The sequence below is a fragment of the Flavobacterium sp. LHD-85 genome (genome assembly GCF_030929595.1).
In the GTDB taxonomy this organism is placed as follows: Bacteria; Bacteroidota; Bacteroidia; order Flavobacteriales; family Flavobacteriaceae; genus Flavobacterium.
Genome location: NZ_JAVFVR010000008.1, coordinates 37,160 through 55,987, shown reverse-complemented (window position 1 = coordinate 55,987; position 18,828 = coordinate 37,160). Strand labels below are relative to the sequence as shown.

General features: G+C 35.4%; 11 protein-coding genes. 6 read left to right on the top strand and 5 right to left on the bottom strand.

Going from position 1 to position 18,828, the window contains the following annotated elements:
• Positions 1-137: 137 nt before the first annotated feature.
• From RB618_RS14445 to RB618_RS14430, 4 genes are all read right to left on the bottom strand, one after another.
• A complete protein-coding gene (locus RB618_RS14445; protein WP_308069374.1) occupies positions 138-2,792 on the bottom strand; it encodes a beta-1,3-glucanase family protein in 2,655 nt (884 codons plus the stop codon).
• 125 nt (positions 2,793-2,917) lie between these two features.
• A complete protein-coding gene (locus RB618_RS14440) occupies positions 2,918-6,298 on the bottom strand; it encodes a family 16 glycosylhydrolase (RefSeq protein WP_308069373.1) in 3,381 nt (1,126 codons plus the stop codon).
• A 219-nt stretch (positions 6,299-6,517) separates the two neighbouring features.
• A complete protein-coding gene (locus RB618_RS14435; protein ID WP_308069372.1) occupies positions 6,518-9,445 on the bottom strand; it encodes a triple tyrosine motif-containing protein in 2,928 nt (975 codons plus the stop codon).
• A gap of 532 nt (positions 9,446-9,977) precedes the next feature.
• Entirely contained in the window at positions 9,978-10,622 is a 645-nt protein-coding gene (locus RB618_RS14430) for an HAD family hydrolase (RefSeq protein ID WP_308069371.1), read from the bottom strand.
• Positions 10,623-10,835: 213 nt separating this feature from the next.
• Between RB618_RS14430 and RB618_RS14425 the strand changes: the two genes are divergently transcribed.
• A complete protein-coding gene (locus RB618_RS14425) occupies positions 10,836-12,005 on the top strand; it encodes a DUF4861 family protein (RefSeq protein ID WP_308069370.1) in 1,170 nt (389 codons plus the stop codon).
• Positions 12,006-12,148: 143 nt separating this feature from the next.
• On the opposite strand, the gene RB618_RS14420 is transcribed toward RB618_RS14425, so the two are convergent.
• Positions 12,149-13,156 carry a LacI family DNA-binding transcriptional regulator gene (locus tag RB618_RS14420; RefSeq protein WP_308069525.1) on the bottom strand — a complete coding sequence of 336 codons (1,008 nt, stop codon included), beginning with the start codon at positions 13,154-13,156 and terminating at the stop codon, positions 12,149-12,151.
• Between the two features lie 184 nt (positions 13,157-13,340).
• Here RB618_RS14420 and RB618_RS14415 point away from each other — a divergent pair, with 184 nt between their 5' ends.
• The 5 genes from RB618_RS14415 to RB618_RS14395 all read left to right on the top strand — a co-directional run bounded on the left by RB618_RS14415 (position 13,341) and on the right by RB618_RS14395 (position 18,612).
• Positions 13,341-13,790, top strand: a complete 450-nt coding sequence (locus RB618_RS14415; protein WP_308069369.1) for a YhcH/YjgK/YiaL family protein — start codon at positions 13,341-13,343, stop codon at positions 13,788-13,790.
• Positions 13,791-13,792: 2 nt separating this feature from the next.
• Positions 13,793-14,455 carry a bifunctional 4-hydroxy-2-oxoglutarate aldolase/2-dehydro-3-deoxy-phosphogluconate aldolase gene (locus RB618_RS14410; RefSeq protein WP_308069368.1) on the top strand — a complete coding sequence of 221 codons (663 nt, stop codon included), beginning with the start codon at positions 13,793-13,795 and terminating at the stop codon, positions 14,453-14,455.
• Positions 14,456-14,601: 146 nt separating this feature from the next.
• Positions 14,602-15,414, top strand: coding sequence for an SDR family oxidoreductase (locus tag RB618_RS14405; RefSeq protein ID WP_308069367.1), 813 nt, complete (start codon positions 14,602-14,604; stop codon positions 15,412-15,414).
• Positions 15,415-15,532: 118 nt separating this feature from the next.
• Positions 15,533-16,717: a mannonate dehydratase gene (gene uxuA, locus RB618_RS14400; RefSeq protein WP_308069366.1), complete on the top strand. Its 1,185-nt coding sequence runs from the start codon at positions 15,533-15,535 to the stop codon at positions 16,715-16,717.
• A 263-nt stretch (positions 16,718-16,980) separates the two neighbouring features.
• A complete protein-coding gene (locus tag RB618_RS14395) occupies positions 16,981-18,612 on the top strand; it encodes a hypothetical protein (RefSeq protein WP_308069365.1) in 1,632 nt (543 codons plus the stop codon).
• Positions 18,613-18,828: the final 216 nt, after the last annotated feature.

Below are 18,828 nucleotides of genomic sequence, written 5' to 3'. Positions count from 1 at the left end.
GGACGGTTATTTGAGTTGTATATTTTTTATTTTAGATTTCAGACTTTAGATTTTAGATTTGATTTTCAATCTAATTTCGTAGAACTAACACTACTCAATTGTTATTTAAGATCTAAAGCCTGAGATCACTTTTAAAACTATTTCTTTATGAATCGCTTGATGGTTTGTTTGCCTTCTTTTTCAAAAACTATAAAATAGATACCTTTTCTAAGATGCGAAACATCAAAACTATTGTTGCTTATTTTTTGAGATGTTACAATAGATCCTGTTTGAGAATCGACTATTTTTACGCTTCCTCCAGATAAATCTGTTGTTACATACAACGTATTTTCAACTGGAATTGGATAAACATTTAAAACTGTTTCTGCTGGTTCTTCCACTGTTTCAACTGAAGCCATTCTTGCTGTTCCTCCTGCTACTTTTGTAATTTTAATCCAGTTGATATTCATTCCTGTATTCTGAATGTAGATTCCGAAGTTATATGTTCCTGCATTTACATTTACGGTTTGCGAAACGGTCTGCCAGTTCTGCCATCCTCCTGTATTCGGAATATCAACATTTCCTAAAACAATAGCTCCAGCATTTAAATCTGCAGATAATCTTCCGCCAGTGACTGCGCTAGCTACTCGGTATTCAATTAAATAAGAGCCCGTTGTTGGAAAATTAATGCTGTTATACGCCAGCCAATCTCCTGTTTCAGTGTAACCAACGTTTGATCCTCCGCCAGTATCTGTAGTTGCTTCTACTTGAATTCCGCTCATGGCTGAATAATCTTCGGCTTGAATTAAAACGGAAGTTTGAGAAGATGTCGCTGGAACTAGTTTCCATTGTCCACAAGTCTGATTGTTATTATCCCATTGCTGTACAATTGCGCCTGAAGCAGTACTTGCTCCAGCAACTTCAACAATTCTTCCGCTGTGACGGGCAACAATTTTATAATAGCCATCTCCTGTAGCAACCAAAATAAACTGCTGATTTGTTGTTGCGTTGTATGGATATTGCTCTACTCTTGCGCCATTGGCTTTATTGAAATTATTGATATCCATTGACATGCCGCTATGATTGGCAATGATTTTATACATTCCGTCGCCTAAATGCGTAAAAGTAAATTTCTGATTGTTTCCAGAATTCAAAGCGCCTTGATTGATTCCTGCTCCATTTGACATGCTAGAATTCCAAACATCCATGTATAAACCACTGTTTCTATTTTGAAGAAAGAAAGTTTGGTTTCCTAAAGTTGTTGTTCCGTTTGCAATAACTCTTATTGAACTTACTTTATCGTTCCAAGTAGCATTCAAACAAGAATTATCAGAGTTGATTACTGTTGAAGCTCCACCAAAATTATCATCCTGATATAAAATTGCTTGATAACCTTGAGTAATTTTTAGTGAAGAAATATCATCATTCAAAACTCCTAAAGAATTCAAACGAGCCAGATTATAATCTCCAATTGTTAAACCGCCTGAGAAACCTGTGTAATTGCAATCTTTATAAACTGTAATAACATCTGTTGAAGCTGGAACCGAAGGCGTTGTAAGTCCGTAATAACCGCCAAAAGTAGCGATGACTTTTGTTGGCTGTGGCGAATGAAGCGACGGCGATTGATCGGCAACATCATCATAAGCAAATCCGTAAGCTAGATTATCAATATTAATTCCTGGCAAATGCCAAAATTTAGAATAATGATTGGTTGGGTTTGTTTGATAATATTTCGATGCATCGTACCAATTCTGCTGTCCTGGATTTGCCGTTGTTGTATTTACAACGTGACGGTTAATCGCGGCCGTTAGCTGAGCTTGAATTACAAGATCTAAATCTCCATCGACCAATCTTCTGTCCAAAACACCTTTACCTTCTAGCGCTTCTTGGGTTGTTGGTCGGTTTTGAACGCGTCCTGTTCTTCCAACAAAAGCACCGGATTGTCCAACCATTTCTAATTGTTCACCAATAACTCTTCCTTTAAAAACTCCCGCATCTCCGGCATAGAAAATTAAATCTTCATTTTTGTATTTATTCCAAATCGCATCGATATACGATTTTAAATAATTAGCGTATGGTCCTGATCCTTCGGCATAAGCTGGTGTTTTAGACGGAGCTGTAATTTCTCCTGTTGCATCGTTTACACAGCCTTGAAATTCTGCTGGAACATTGGCTTTAAAAGCAGCAACGATATCCTCATGTTTTTTCAAGTCTCCTACTTTTTTTTGGTAGCCGTTTGCACCAAAAAGCTCCAATCCCATTGGATATTTGTATGAATCTACGCGAGTTGGATTTCCGAAGAAACCATATTGATTATTGGTCAATTCTATCATTTCATACAAAATTCCCTGATTTGGATCTGTAGCATTCTGCGGATTTGGCGATGCGTATCCCGAAGGCGCTCCGCTGGCTCCAAAAAAGTAAAAGTACAATTGTGATCCTTTAGAAATAAAAACTCTACAACCCGCAATTAAAGGCAAAGTGAAAGTTTTGTTTGGAATTTCGCTCAATTTGGTAAAACAGGCTGCGTATTTTGAGTTTTGTCCCGGCCCTGTATTTCCACCATAAGTTGGTCCTGTAACCGTGTTGTAAGAAGCATTCATTGGCAAAACCTGACTTGTTTTGGCATTTACCCAAACATGGTTTCCTGTAGTATAATCGATTCCTACAATGGCAACATATAAATCGCTGTCTGCAAAAGTGGAATTATTACTTATCGTAAAAGGAACTGCTCCCTGACCGTACATGAAAGTCGAAAACACTAGAAAGAGTGCGGTCAGAAAAGAAAATCTTTGAAATTTATTGTTTTTCATATCTAAATAATTTTTGCATTAATAAATAGATTCTAAAACCAAAGCCACTTTCAAATAAATGACTAAATAATCCGCCAGGTGCAATTGGTATCCCCTCCTTAAAATTGCACCCAACGGATTTAAAATTATTTCTTAATCAACTTCTTACTCCAGCTCTTTTGGTCTGATTTGAAGTTTAAAATATAGATTCCTCTGCGAAGTTTACTTACGTCAATTACGCTTTCATTTCCTTGAGGTTTATTCTGTAAAACTAAATTTCCAGTATTGTCATAAATCGTAATGACTTTATTGTCTAAGTTTTCAGGAGATGAAACTTGAACATAATTTGTTGTCGGATTTGGATAGACTGCAAAAACAGCTTCTTCCGTTTGAGGTTCTTCTTCAACATTCAAAGCCATTCTAGCCGTTGATGAAGATCCGTAAGCTTCAATTTCATACAATGAATATCCATAAGGAGCTAAAGCTTTTGCTGTACATAAAATACGCAGATATCTTCCTGTTCCGCTTACCGCTAAATCATCCGTTCCGCCATCACTTGACGTTTGTGTATTGATTGTTTCATTTTCTGTAAAAACATTATCTGCAGAAAGCTGTACTTTGTATTGAGTTGCATAAGCCGCCTCCCATTTTAATACTACGCGATTAAGAGTGTAATTACTTCCTAAATCCACATAAATCCATTCGGTTGCATTGGCAAAAGAACTCGCCCATCTTGTACCTCCATCTCCATCTGTAGCTTGGTTTGCAGTAAAAGTCGTATTTTCTAATGTCGAAGCCGTTGCTATTTTAGCCAAAGCTAAATTCACATTTGGCGTTTCTGTAGAGACTAAATTTAAAGCTCTCAGATTATCAAAATAATAGGTATTTCCAGAATTGGTTCCCGGCTCAAACAAGAAAACAAAACGGTTGACATCATTATCTGGAGTCGAAGCATCTGGCGTGCTTACATACGTAAAAGTAATAGTATGCCAAGCATTGCTTTGTTTTACAACTCCTTGATAAATACTATGTCTTCCCACAGGATAATTGGACGGAACCGAAGCGCTGCTTTCTGCCTGCCATGAAATAATAGATCCAACTGGCGCAGAAGTATAAACATCCATCGCGAATTTTTTTGTTCCAGCTTTAAAATCTCCAATATTGTTTAAAGTCGTATTGAATGAAAAATTATCATACAATTCTGTTGACTTGCGAACGTATTTTCCAACATTCGAAGAAGTATTGATTCCACTTGCATTTGGATTTGCTGTATTTGCCGTATAAGTTCCAATGGCATCTCTAAAAGTAATATTGTGAATCGTTTGATAATCTTCATAAACAACGCCTGGCGTAAACGTATCTGGCAATTTGGTTGAACCAATTCTGATATTATCAAAATAATAAGTGTCGCTTGTATATGAACCTGAATTAAACAATAAAACCATTTGATTTACTGCTAAGTTTGAAGTTCCAGCATCCGGACTGGAATTATAGTAGAAAGTTAATGTTTCCCATTGATTTTGTTTGGTTGTAATGGCTACATAATTACTATTTCTTCCTGTCGGATAATTGGCTGGAAGCGAAGTGGCACTATTTTCAAAATTCATACTTACAACCGTACCAATTGGTGCCGTTGTATAGACATCGATCATAATTTTATTGGTCTGATTTTTAAATAAACCAGCATCTTCAATTGAAGTTTGTGTATTAAAGAAAAGTACATCGTATTGTTCTGATGCATTTCGAACGTACTTCGCCACATTTGCAGATGAGTTAACCGAATTTGCTCCTGGATTTGCCACAACAGAATATGTTCCAGTCGTAGTTCCTTTTATAATTTTATTTGCTCCATCATAATTTTGCAAAACATCTGTTGCAATAATTGGCTTCTCTGGCGCTGCTTTTGTCAGCAGATTATCAAAATAATATGTCGCTCCAGAATTAGAATTCGATTCAAAAAGAATAACGACATTATTGATAGCCAAAGCACTCGTATTTGGATCAATTACTTTTTCAAATTCAAATTCAATTGTTTCCCATTTGTTCTGAACTGTTGTTGTAGCTTTAAAACCGCTATGTCTTCCTGACGGATAATTGGTTGCTGTTGTTACATTGCTATTTTCCAACTGCATGGATATTTTTGTCCCAACAGGAGCCGAAGTATAAATATCAAACGAAAGTCTTTTTCTTCCGTAAACATAATCATTCGCATTGGTGATCGTTACATTTCTGATATTCAAAACATCATACAATTCACTTGAATTTCGAACATATTTTCCAACCAAAGCCGATGTGTTAATTCCTGTAGCAGAAGGATTCGCAACAGCTTCTGTCAAAACTCCTGTTTTTACAGGATACAATACATTTCGATTGCTCTGAAAATCTTCATGTATTTTTTCGACTGGCAATGCAGCTTCAGTTGTAACCGCCAATTTGTAGGTATTAACATTACAGCCAGAAACTGTTGCAGCTACAGAAACATCTCCTCCAGAAGTTCCCCAATTTACAGTAATCGAATTTGTTCCCTGCCCTGATGCAATTGTCGCTCCTGCTGGAACAGTCCAGTTATAGGTCGCCCCCGCAATTGCATTTACAGAATAGGTTTTACTAGTTTCATTTTGGTAAACTTTGTTATCGCCAGTTACCGCATATTTAAAACTCCCATCGTAAACACGAACATAATCGACTTGTAATTTTGCTGGGAAATCACCCGGAACTGGCGCTACTCCAGCTCCATTTACACTGGTATAAGGCGTTCCTGCACTACCAACAGCAAGGTTTAAAATGATATAAAACTGACTATCGTTAAAAGGCCATCCGCCGTTAACTGTCGTATTTGGTGTTGCTGTATGAAATAAAACATCATCAACAAACCATTTAATATAATTTGGTCCCCATTCAACCGCATAAACATGAAAATCTGAAGATAAATCTGTTGGAGAACTATAGCTTCTACCTGTAAAATGATATCCGTTTCCGTCATAATGGATAGTTCCATCTACAGATTGCGGATTCCTGTGTTTGGCTTCCATAATATCAATTTCTCCAGTAAAAGGCCAATTTCCATTTACAGGAAGCATCCAAAAAGCTGGCCATGCTCCCTGCCCATTAGATAACTTCATACGGGCTTCAACTCTTCCGTATTTTAAAGAATACTTTCCTTCTGTAGTCAATTTTGAGGAAGCATACGGCTGATCTGGAAATGAAGCATTCGGCTCATACTTTGCCTGAATGTTCAAATAACTGTTTGCGCCTTCTTTTACAATTGTCGCCTGATTCGGATCATAGCGCTGTGCCTCGGCATTTCCAAATCCGCAGAGCGACGGACATCCATTTCCTGTAATGCTTTGCCATTTGGTCAAATCTACTGTTGTGCCATTAAATTCATCCGACCAGACCAATGTATTACATTGAGCTTGCGTCTTAATAAATGGCAACAGTAAGAATAGAACTGCTACACAAAATTGTTTTAATAAATAGGATTTGCTTTTCGGTGGTCGGCCGAAAAAAAAGTCTTTTTGCTTCATTTTAAATAGGTTTTAGTTAGTAAATGTTATTTCTTCAATAAATGCTGTTTTACAAAAAACAGATTGTATTTTCCGACAATAACAGCGCAATATTAACTAAAAAATCAGGCAAGACTTACATTTTCGACTACGGTTTGACTACGGTACTATCGAAGAAATGTAACAAATCATCGATGAAATGCATAAAATCACTTCAGATTTCACTTATAGGAGAAAAAATTAAAAATTAAGAATGAATTCGGTGATATTAGTATCCGATGGAAGCTGTAATTTTTTACGAATACGATAACGGGTATCTTCAACACCTCGAACAGAAATTCCTAAAAGCGGAGCAATTTCTTTTGTATTAAAGTTCATTCGCAAATATGCACACAAACGCATATCACGAGGAGTCAATTCTGGATAAGTCGATTTTAATCGCTGCATAAAATTGTCATGCAACTGATTGAAGATTTCTTCAAATTCATTCCAATGTTTGTCTCCTTGCAATTCGTGGTCAATCAACTTATTGATTTTTGTCAGCAGGCCGAAGTTTACATTCGGATCATTTTTCTTATCGATCTGTCCGATCAAGTCTTTAATCGAAAGCAATATTTCATTTAAATGAATCAAATTGACAGTATTTGAAGCCACTTTAGCATTTTTAAGATTTATGGTTGTTTGAAGATTCTCTCGTACAATCGCCATATTTTCTTGTTCCAATGCCAGTTTTTGCTCGTTTAATTCCGCACGATTTCGAAGCAATTCTTTCTCCTGATTTAGAATTAATTGTTCGCGTTCGCGTTCTGCAACACCTTTTTGATATTTGATAATGATATAAATTAAAACACCGAAAAGAGCCAAATATAAAATATAAGCCCAAATGGTTCGGTACCAAGGCGGCAAAACTTCAAATCTAAAAACCGCTTCTTCGCTAACCACATCATAAATGTTTTTTGCCCTTACGTGAAAAACATATTCGTTTTCAGGCAAATTGGTATATTCTTTTTCCGTCTGAAGGCTGTAATCTGACCATGTCGGTTCAAAACCTTCCAGCCAATATTCGTATTTTGTTGCTTCCGCATCTTCAAAACAAAGCGAAGCAAAAGAAAAATGAAGCGCATTATTAGAATATGAAAGTACCGTTGAAAGTTTGTCGTTTAGTGATTCTGTTTTCTTCGGAAGAATATCATAACGGCTAGAAAACAAAAGACTATCTTTTGGAAAAATGCTCTTTACTTCAGAAATGACAGCTTTATATTTTGTTTGATATTTCTTGTTTTTAATGACACTATAATGAATCAGCCCTTCTTGTGTACCGAAAAATACATCGCCACTTTTTGTAGTTTGAATATTTTCAAAACCTGGAACATACAAATATCCAAGTTTTCGAAAAGGAAGTTCTTCAATCTTAAAACTTCCATTTTTCTGCTTGCTCATTTTTCCTGTATTCTCCCCAGAAACATACCAAATATTATCCTGATGGTCTGGTTTTAATAATCGGATATGATTTTCCAATCCCAAGTATTTCTTAAAGACTGGATCTGGAATCATTTTTTTTGAAGATACATCTTGCCTGTAAACGCCTTTTGTTGTGCCAAACAAAATCTGATTATCCACTTTAAATGTATTCAGAAACAAACTCGACGGAAAGCCATTTTTGTCATTATAAAACTGAATATCAGCAACAGAGTCAAATGCCTCATTAAATTTCAGTTTGTAAATTCCTTTGTATCCATGTGCAATCCAAATGTTACCCCACTTATCGGTTTCCATAATTCTGCTGCTTTCTTCAAAACCTTTTATTCGATGTTGAAAAACCCAAGAACTGTTTATTTTTTTTAGCAGATATAATCCCGTATAACCTCCAACAAGAAGCAAATCAGGACGATTAGGAACTAGAATTCCCTGCCAAGCGCCATCAATTTTTGCCAACGCTTTCGCGGAATTTCCGTTGATTTCAAATATTCCATTTTTTTCAAAAGCCATTAACAAATTGCCAAAAACTCCCACATTCCAGACATTCTCTGACATTCCAGAAACATGCTGAAAAATTACATTCTCTCTCTTCCCACTTTTATAAGCCTCCCAATCCAGCCAAAATACACCATTGTCCGTACCGATATACAATTTATTTTGGTAAATCTGGCTACAATAAATTTTCGTTTCCGAATTCGTACCGTCAATAATTTTTGACAAAGGAGATGAAATCTGAATCAGCGAAATTCCACCTTTAAGCGTTACCCATAAATTGCCTTCCTTATCAATTTTAAAATTAGTTACATACTCATTCTGAAGTCCCATCTGTTTGTCGATGTGCTGAATCAAATGTCCTTCACTATCAATAACGATCAATCCAGATTGACGGGTTCCAATTCCGAAATAACCATCAGAAAGTTCAATGCCAGCCGAAATCTGATTCTGCTTCAGCAAATAATCAACTTCTGTTTCAAATGGTTTAATTTGATTTTCACTGAAAGTAAAAAGACCACTTTTTTGAGTTAATAGCAAAAGTCCACTTTTAGTTTGAAAGATCTTTCGAACCTGCAATCCAACAAACTCCCGACTATTTTCTACAGGAATTAACGTATTGCTTTTTAGCTTTAATAATCCTTTTTCATTGTCTGAAACATAAATTTCTTTTCCAACTTCAAAGAAATCATCAAAAGCTGTTTTTGCATTTATTACTTTGATTGTATTGTTTTTATAAATAAAAATCCTTTCATAAGAAAAAAAAACAATTTCATCATTTCGAATGACCGTATGGAGTACATCTCCAAAATTTCGAGCCCATTTCGGAACTAATTTCACCAAAGATGTATATTGATATTGCCCGTTTGGAAACTGAACAACAAATCCGAAATCGCCTTGAGCACCAACGTACATTTTATCCTTTTTATCAATTACCATGGAACGAACCATACTGCGATTTTCTGGCTGTGTCACAATGGCCCAACGCACGCCATCAAACTGCATGATTCCAAAATGATTGGCAAAAAACATCATACCTTTCGAGTCCTGCAAAACATCCCAATTCTCTGATGCGGCTTTATAGGTTTTCGGACTATAGTTGGTTATAAAAGGAACTCCAATCTTTTTGATTTGGGAATTGATAATCGAAGAAAATAATAGGAATAGAAGTAAAATTCTAGCTTTAAATTTCATCATTCTGTAGCGGTCTGTAGGTTAGTTCTGTGATTTTTTTGGAATCACAATCCAGAAAACGCTTCTTTGGGAAAAGTCGTTTTCTAGACAAAAAACATTCTCTTTTAAATGTACCATTAACAATTATTCATTGTTATCAAACTAAAAACGAGAATGTTTAAACTCAAATATATAAAATTTTATTTTAATGCAACAAATTACATTTTAATTAGAGAATTTGATAATTAGAAAATTTGATAATTGAACTTTGACAAGGTTCAAAAAGATGTTATTCATTCCGTAGGAATGTCTGGTTGGTAGATTTTTTTAATTAGATTCAGAGGTACACGTTCCGTAGGAACGTTTGAATACGCAAATAAAATTCATTACACAGAACAGGTGTCCCTACAGGACACACTATGCAAATGCGTTTTTATATTTCTACCGACCAGATATTCCTACCGGAATAATTTAATCGTAAAAACAAACCCGACAGGTTTTAAAAACCTGTCGGGTCTAACTTGAAACTTGAAACAAAATAAACTTGAAACAAAACTTAGATTCCAAGTTTTTCGCTTAATTCTTCATAAGAACTAAAAAGCTCTGCTCCTTCTTCCTCTAAATCTTCGTTATTAAAACCATTTGCAAAACCGTAAACCTTAAATCCGCCGTCAACACCAGCTTTTACGCCAGCTTTACTGTCTTCAACCACAATACAATCTTTTACTTCAAATCCCATTACTGCAGCGGCATGAAGGAATATTCCCGGTTCTGGTTTCCAACTGCCAATTTGATACGAACTGAATATTTTATTTTCAAATCTATCCAATAATCCAGCTACTTCAAGATTCAAACGAATTTTTTCTTCCGGTCCGCTCGATGCAACACAGTACGGAATCTTCAATTTTTCAATATTTTCGATAAAATCAATAATACCTTCCATTGGTTTTACCTGAGTTTTAAAAGCTTCAAAACTCTTTTCACGATATTCTGTTTCAAAATTTTCAGGAAGTCTCTGATCGATTGCTTCTTCAATATGTCTGAAACAATCTTTTAGATTTCTTCCATTAAAATGACGGTACGCATCTTCTAGTTCCATTTCAAATCCGTGTTCTTGCGCCATTGCAAGCAATATTCCGTTACCGATTTTCTCTGTATCGACTAAAACTCCATCACAATCGAAAATAATACATTTAACCATTTCTGTTGATTTTCATTTAATTATATAAAATCCTGAAGTAAAATCAGGAATTGTAAATTACGAAAAATAATCTATTTCATTCTCACAGCTTTTCTGCTTATTTTCAAACTTCTGTACAGAATTACTCCTATTCTGTACTTCTAATTCCGTTCTGATTTGTACTTTTATAATCCTATCAAACCTAATTTTTGAAATATTAAAAACCAAAGAATTTTGAAAAAACATCTTTTTATCATAACCATTCTGACAGCCAATTTTGCTGCTTTTTCTCAGAATAAAATTATTACAATTACCAATAATTTAAAAGTTGACCGAGAATTTGAAACCATCGAATTGACTAAAAAGTCGCTTGGATTACATGCAGATTCAAAGCTTGAAAATTATGCCGTAAAAGACATTAGCAGCAATACTTTCTTAGAAACGCAAACGGTAGATAATGATGGCGATGGAAATGCAGATTTGCTTTTATTTCAGCCAAAAATTAAAGCTTCTTCCAAGCAAGATTTTGAAGTATTGGTTGGTACAAATCCAAATGCTTCAAAAGTAGTTAGCTGTTATTCTCGTTTTGTTCCAGAGCGTACAGACGATTACGCTTGGGAAAACAACAAAGTCGCATTTAGAACTTATGGTCCTGTAGCTCAAAAAATGGTCGAAGATAAAGTACCAGGCGGAACTCTTACCAGCGGAATTGACGCATGGCTAAAAAGAGTCGATTACCCGATCATTAATAAATGGTACGAAAAAGCGACTAACGGAACAGGAACATATCATAAAGATACTGGTGAAGGATTGGATAACTTTCACGTAGGTGACAGCCGCGGTGTCGGCGGAATTGCCGTAAATGTCGATGGAAAATATTATTCTTCTAAAAACTTCATCAGTTGGAAAACCATTACAACGGGACCAATAAGAACTAGTTTTATTCTAACTTATGCCGATTGGGATGCAAAAGGCAATAAAATAACCGAATCGAAATTAATCAGTTTAGATTACGGAAGTCAGCTTTCGCGTTTTGAAATCAATATTACAGGAACACAACAAATTGCTGCTGGACTGACACTTCATGACAAAAAAGGAACAACCGGAACAAATCTAAAAGAAGGATGGTTAAGCTATTGGGAACCAATTGACAATTCTGAAATTGGAATAGGTTTAGTAGCTCCAAAAAACACTTTATTAAGTTTTGACAATCATGTAACAGACGAAAAAGACTTGAGTAATCTGTACGGAAATATTGCTGTCAAAAACAACAAAGCTATTTATTACGTTGGTTTTGGATGGAAAAAAGGAAGTCCGTTTCAGACTAAACAAGAATGGGAAAAATATTTAAGTTCTTTTGCTGAGAAGATTAACAATCCTTTGGTTGTAAAGGTTAAGAAGTGATTTTTTTTTGCCACTAAGGCACAAAGACGCAAAGTTTTTATTTTCTTAACTAAACATAGCCCGTGGTTTCAACCACGGGAACGCAATGTATATTATCAATTCGTTTCCCGTGGTTGAAACCATGGGCTATGTTTGAAATGTATTTACCTTCTAACAGGAAAATAATTCTCCTTCAAAATAATCTCCAACGGAATATAATGTGTTCGTTCTGTTTCTTCTTTAAGAACTAGTTTTTTATACAAATAATTGATTCCCAAATATCCCTGCTCTTCTGGCCTTTGATTGATTAAGAAATCAATTACACCTTTGTTTAAGTATTCTATATTTTCCTTTAGCAAATCAAAACCAATAATTCGAACACCTTTTATATTGTTTTTATTTAAAAAGTCGGCCACAATGTAAGCTCTGGAATTGGGTACAAAAACACTGTTTATTCCCGAAAACATTTCCAAACTCAGCTGATCGATTCCCGAATCTTTTAATGTCACTTCTGAGAATTTAAAATGAGTCAATTCGTTATGATCTTCAAAATACGAATAAAATCCTTTGATACGCTGCTGATACACAGATGTGCTTTCGATTTCACGAGTAATTTTAAAAATCAGAACCTGTCTTTCGTTCTTCACAGCAAAACTGATTAATCTTCCTGCCAAATACCCACTCTGGAAGGCGTCTTGCCCCACATAAGCATGCTCGTTTTCTTCAGAAATATTCGAATCGATCATCACAACTGGAATATTTTTCTTTTCGTACTCCTTTAAAAACCGAACTGAATCATCATAAAAAATTGGAGCAAAAAGTAAACCGTCACAATCAAATTGCATCACTTTTTGCACCGTTTCTTTAAAAGATATCAAATTATAATCGTAAAAAAAGTAGTCCAGTACGATTCCGAATTTGCTAAACTCTACGGCTGCTTTTTCAATACCTTCTGCCTGACTTTTCCAATATTCTAAAGTTTCCGATTTTGGAAGAAAAACTGCAAAATGAAATTTCTTATTCAGTGCCAGATTACTTGCCAGAATATTTCGCGTATAACCAAACTCTTCAATAATCGCATTGACTTTATCAACGGTTTCTTGAGCCACTTGTCCGCGTTTGTGTATAATTCTGTCTACTGTTCCAGCAGAGACATTGGCTAATTCGGCAATCTTTTTAATTGTTATGATATTGATTCTTTTTAAGTTAAAAATATAAAAGCAGTTGGGTAAAATTAATTTATTTTATCAAAAATAAGTTGTTTTACATCACATTTTGCATACATTTGTAAAATACCGTGTACGCACACGCAAATATACACATAACATTAAAAAACCAAAATAAAAACCGTACAAAATGATAATAGACTCATTGCATAACGCAGCAAAATACTATGGTCTGCATCCAAATTTCAAAAAAGCATTTGAATATGTAGACCAAAATGATATTGCCAATCTTGAAGAAGGAGCATATGAAATTGGCGAAGGTTTAAAGCTAATTGTAATTGTTGGCGAAGGAAGCACAAGAGAAGAAAGCATTAAAGGTTTTGAATGCCATGATAAAAATATTGATATTCAGATTTCTATCATTGGCCCAGAAACTTTTGCGTGGAAACCTAGAGAAAAATGCATCAGCCCAAATGGAGATTATAGCGACGAAAGAGATGTTCGTTTCTTTCATGACAAACCAGATATGTTTTTTGAAATAAAAGAAAAACAATTTACAATCCTGTTTCCAGAAGACGTTCATTCTGCTATGATTGGAAGCGGGCCATTGAAAAAAATTGTAATCAAAGTAAAAATATAACTATGAGCAACATTCAGAACGCTATAGATGTTATTTTAAAACAAGGAATGCTTCCGCTTTATTTCAATGCTGACGAAAGCAAAAGTATTGCTGTTTTAAAAACACTTTACAATGCAGGAATTAGAGCTGTGGAATATACGAGCCGTGGCCCTGAAGCACTTTCAAACTTCAAAAAAATGATCGAAGTTAGAAATGCTGAAATGCCTGAAATGCTTTTAGGAATTGGAACTATCAAAAATTTAGCGCAAGCTGAAACCTATTATTTAGCTGGCGCCGACTTTTTTATAAGTCCTGGATTTGTTCCTGAAATTGCTCCATTTTTAATTTCGAAAGAAGTTTTATACGCTCCTGGCTGTATGACGCCAACAGAAATTATTGCGGCTGAAAATGCCGGAGTAAAATTCATTAAACTTTTTCCTGGAAATATTTTAGGACCTGATTTTATGAGCGGTATCAGAGATGTTTTTCCAAATTTAACTTTTATGCCAACTGGAGGTGTTGACACTACGAGACAAAGCATTGAAACTTGGTTTAATGCTGGAGTTTCTGCTGTTGGAATGGGAAGCAAATTAATTAGCAAAGAAGTAATGGAATACGATGCTTACGACACAATTGAAAAAGAAACGAAAAGGGTTTTGGATTTGATAGATACTATCCGAAAATAAATTCCAAATTTGAAAACCCAAATTCCAAAAACTCAGTTTGAACTGATAAACTAATTAAATCAAAAAAGTAAAAATTAATTATACAAAATATGCTTTATTTCCAAATTGGAATTTGGAATTTAAAGTATTGAAAATTTAAAATTAAAATGGATTCAATATTTAATTTAAAAGGAAAAATTGCATTAATAACAGGCGGCGCTGGAGTTTTAGGAAGCCGATTTGCAAATGTTTTGGCGCAGCAAGGTGTTGTGGTCGGAATCGTTTCTCAATCATTGGAAAAGGCTGAAAACACAGTAAAAGCAATCGAAGCAAATGGCGGACAAGGATTTGCTGTTCAAGCCAATGTTTTAAATAAAGAAGAAGTAGAAAAAGTAAGAGATTTTATTGCTGAAAAATATGGACGTCTTGATATTTTGATTAATGCTGCAGGCGGAAATATGCCAGGCGCAACCATTCAGCCAGATCAAGCTGTTTATGACATGAAAAGTGATGATCTGCAAAAAGTAGTCGATTTGAATATTATTGGAACGATGCTTCCTACTCAGGTTTTTGCTGAGCTTTTTGCGAAACAAAAATCAGGAAATATTATCAATATTTCATCGGCATCAGCACAAAGACCTTTAACAAGAGTTGTAGGTTATTCTGCTTCAAAGGCCGCAATCGACAATTTCACACAATGGATGGCGGTTGAATTGGCTCAAAAATATGGAGAAGGGCTTCGTGTAAATGCTATTTCTCCTGGATTTTTTATTGGTGAACAAAACCGTGCTTTATTGCTAACTCCAGAAGGAAAACTGACTCCAAGAGGTGAAAAAATAATCGATCACACGCCAATGGGAAGATTCGGAACTCCTGAAGATATTGACGGTGCGCTTTTATTTTTATGCAGCGACATGTCAAAATTCGTTACTGGAACTATCTTAAAAGTCGACGGCGGATTTGCTGCAACGAGTATTTAAGATTTCAACCTCTCCTGCAAGGTTTCCAAAACCTTGTAGGTTTAAATTGTAGATTATTATAAATTAAAATACCTACAAGGTTTTGAAAACCTTGCAGGAAATAAAACAAAAACATAAAATGGAACAAACATTAAGATGGTTCGGACCAAATGATCCTGTTTCTTTACAAGATATCAAACAAACTGGTGCAACTGGAATTGTAACAGCTTTACACCATATTCCAAACGGAGAAGTTTGGAGCATAGATGAAATTCTTAAGCGAAAAGTTGAAATCGAGCACGAAAATGGAGATCCTAAAAAAGGTGCTTCGGGTTTGACTTGGTCAGTTGTAGAAAGTATTCCTGTTCATGAAGACATCAAAAAGCAGACTGGAAATTATTTGCAATACATTGAAAACTATAAAGAAAGCATTCGCAATCTAGCTTTATGTGGTATAAAATGTGTTTGCTACAACTTTATGCCAGTTTTAGACTGGTCAAGAACCGATTTATCCTATACAGTCGAAGACGGTTCAAAAGCTTTACGTTTTGACATCAATGCTTTTGCTGCTTTTGAATTGTTTATTTTAAAAAGACCTGGAGCGGAAAACGAATATTCGGATGTCCAGAAACAAAAAGCAAAAAGCTATTTTGAAGCCATGACTCCAGAAGATAAAATTAAATTACAGCAAAATATTTTGGCTGGACTTCCTGGGGCTGAAGAAGCTTACACGGTCGAAGATTTCTTGGTAACCTTAAGCGCTTACAATCATATTGACAGACAGGCATTAAAGAATAATCTCTTTCACTTCTTAAAAGAAATTATTCCAGTTGCTGAAAGTAAGGGTGTATCGATGGCGATTCATCCAGACGATCCTCCCTACCCAATTTTAGGTTTACCGAGAGTCGTTAGCACCGAAGAAGATTTAATGGAATTAATGAACGCTGCTCCTTCTCCATCAAACGGATTTACCATGTGTACAGGTTCTTACGGTGTTCGTGCTGATAATGATTTACCTGGAATTGTGAGACGTCATGGAGACAAAATGAATTTTATTCACTTAAGAAGCACGCAACGAGACGAAGAAGGAAGTTTCTATGAAGCAAACCATTTAGAAGGCGACGTTGATATGTACGAAGTTGTAAAAGCAATTTTGGAAGTTGAAAAAAGAAATAACAGCCAGTTGCCAATGCGTCCAGATCACGGACATCAAATGTTGGACGATTTAAAGAAAAAAACAAATCCAGGTTATTCTGCAATTGGACGTTTAAGGGGTCTTGCAGAACTCCGCGGACTAGAATTAGGGATTAAGCGATCTATATAATTTGCTTGCCACGAAGGCTCTAAGGCACGAAGATTTTTATTTTTTATTTCACGCAGATTTCGCAGATTTAAGTAGATGCACGCAGATATTAATCATAATAAAATCTGCCAAAATCTGCGAAATCTGCGTGAAATAAAATTCTATTGATCTGTTGATAAAGTAAAGTCTTTGCGAGACTAAAATACAAAGCCTAAAAAATCTTAGCGTCTTAGCGCCTCCGTGGCAAAACAAAAAAACTAACTAACCACAAAAACCACAAAACCATGATACGCCAAGCCATTCTTATATCCTGTGGCTTTTTTATAAACTCAATACTGGCGCAGGAAATACCCAAAATTTTAACTTCAAAAACCGATTATCTGCCTGATTTTAGTTATGCAGGATATCGCTTTGGCGAAAGCCCGATTCCTGAAGCTAATGGAAAAGTTATAAATGCAACAGATTTTGGCGTAAAAGCAAATGACAATCTAGACGATTCAAAAGCTCTTTTAAAAGCCTTTAAAGCTGCCAATGCTGCTGAAGGCAATGTAATTCTGCAATTGCCAGCTGGACGCATTATTTTAAGTGAAATTCTTTATATCGAAAGAAGCAATTTTGTACTTCGCGGTGCTGGTTCTAACGAAAACGGAACTGAAATCTACTGTCCAAGACCAATGATGTATCTTAAGGATTCGGATGTTTTGGCTGAACTTCGCGAATACTTAACCACTTTTGACAAAAGACAGCGTGAACCAGAAAATAATATCGATTTGCCTTTTTCGCAATATGCATGGTCTGGCGGATTTATCTGGACACAAGTTCCGGGCGAACGCGTAAAATCATATTTAGACAAATACGAACCAGATTCTAATCCGTTGGCGAAAGTCAGTTCAGGAAAAATGGGCGAACATGTTATTACCGTTTCTGATGTAAAAGGATTAAAAGTTGGCGATGTTGTCGAATTGCAATTGTTTAATAAAAATGGTGAAAATGGCGAAATCATCAACGATTTATATCAAGGAGCTAAAGTAAAACCCGGTTCGCATCATTGGAAATTTCCGAAACTTCCAATTGTAAGACAGCAGGTTGAAATCACTAAAATCTCTGGTGCAAAAATTACTTTAAAAACACCTTTAACCATTTCGATTAAACCAAGTTATCAAGCGCAATTGGTCGAATGGAAACATTTAAACGAAGTTGGAATCGAGCATCTTCGCTTTACTTTTCCTGATATTCCGAGAGTCGCACATCACGTTGAACCTGGAAATAATGGCATTTTCCTGACTCGATTGTTCAACAGCTGGGTTAAAGATGTCAAAATCACTAATGCCGACAGCGGAATTCTTGCCGAAGAAGTTGCTAATGTAACCATTCAGGATATTACAACAGATGGACCGCATTTAGCACACTACACTGTAACTTTAGGTGGCGTACACAATATTTTGGTAAAGAATCTGAAAATCTATAATTCGGCCGTTCATCCTTTAAGTTTCAACACTTTTGCTACTAAAAATGTGTATCAGAACTGCGAAATATTTACAGATCCGGTTTTAGATCAACATTCAGGAGCCAATCATCAAAATCTATTTGACCATATTACGGTTCACTTAAAAGCTGATAAAAATAATAGTTATGCCTTATTTGGCGGCGGAGGAGCCGATTACTGGAAACCTTCTCACGGACCTTTCAGCACTTTTTGGAATCTTAATGTTCAAGTAGAAAATCCAGATGCCTCAAAACCGATTTTATTGTACGGAATGAAAGATGGCTCTTTTGCCAGAATCATTGGTGTTCACGGAAATGCTAAATTTGAAATCAAATACGACGTCGATCCTTACATTGAATTTTTAAACACACCAATTGAGAAGATTCCTTCACTGTATGATTATCAATTAAGTAAACGTTTAAAAAAATAATTTAAACACATAGAAACATAGTTTTAGAGAACTTAAAAAAGTCGTTTCACTTGCATAAACAATCATAGGGTTTGCGCGAAGCTATTTGTGAAAAACTAGTTTTTTTAAGCCCTTTTATATAAAATGAAAAAATCTATGTTTCTATGTGTTTAAAAAATTAATCTCGCAAAGTCACTAAGACGCAAAGAGAAAATTTAAAAAACTTAAAAAAAATTG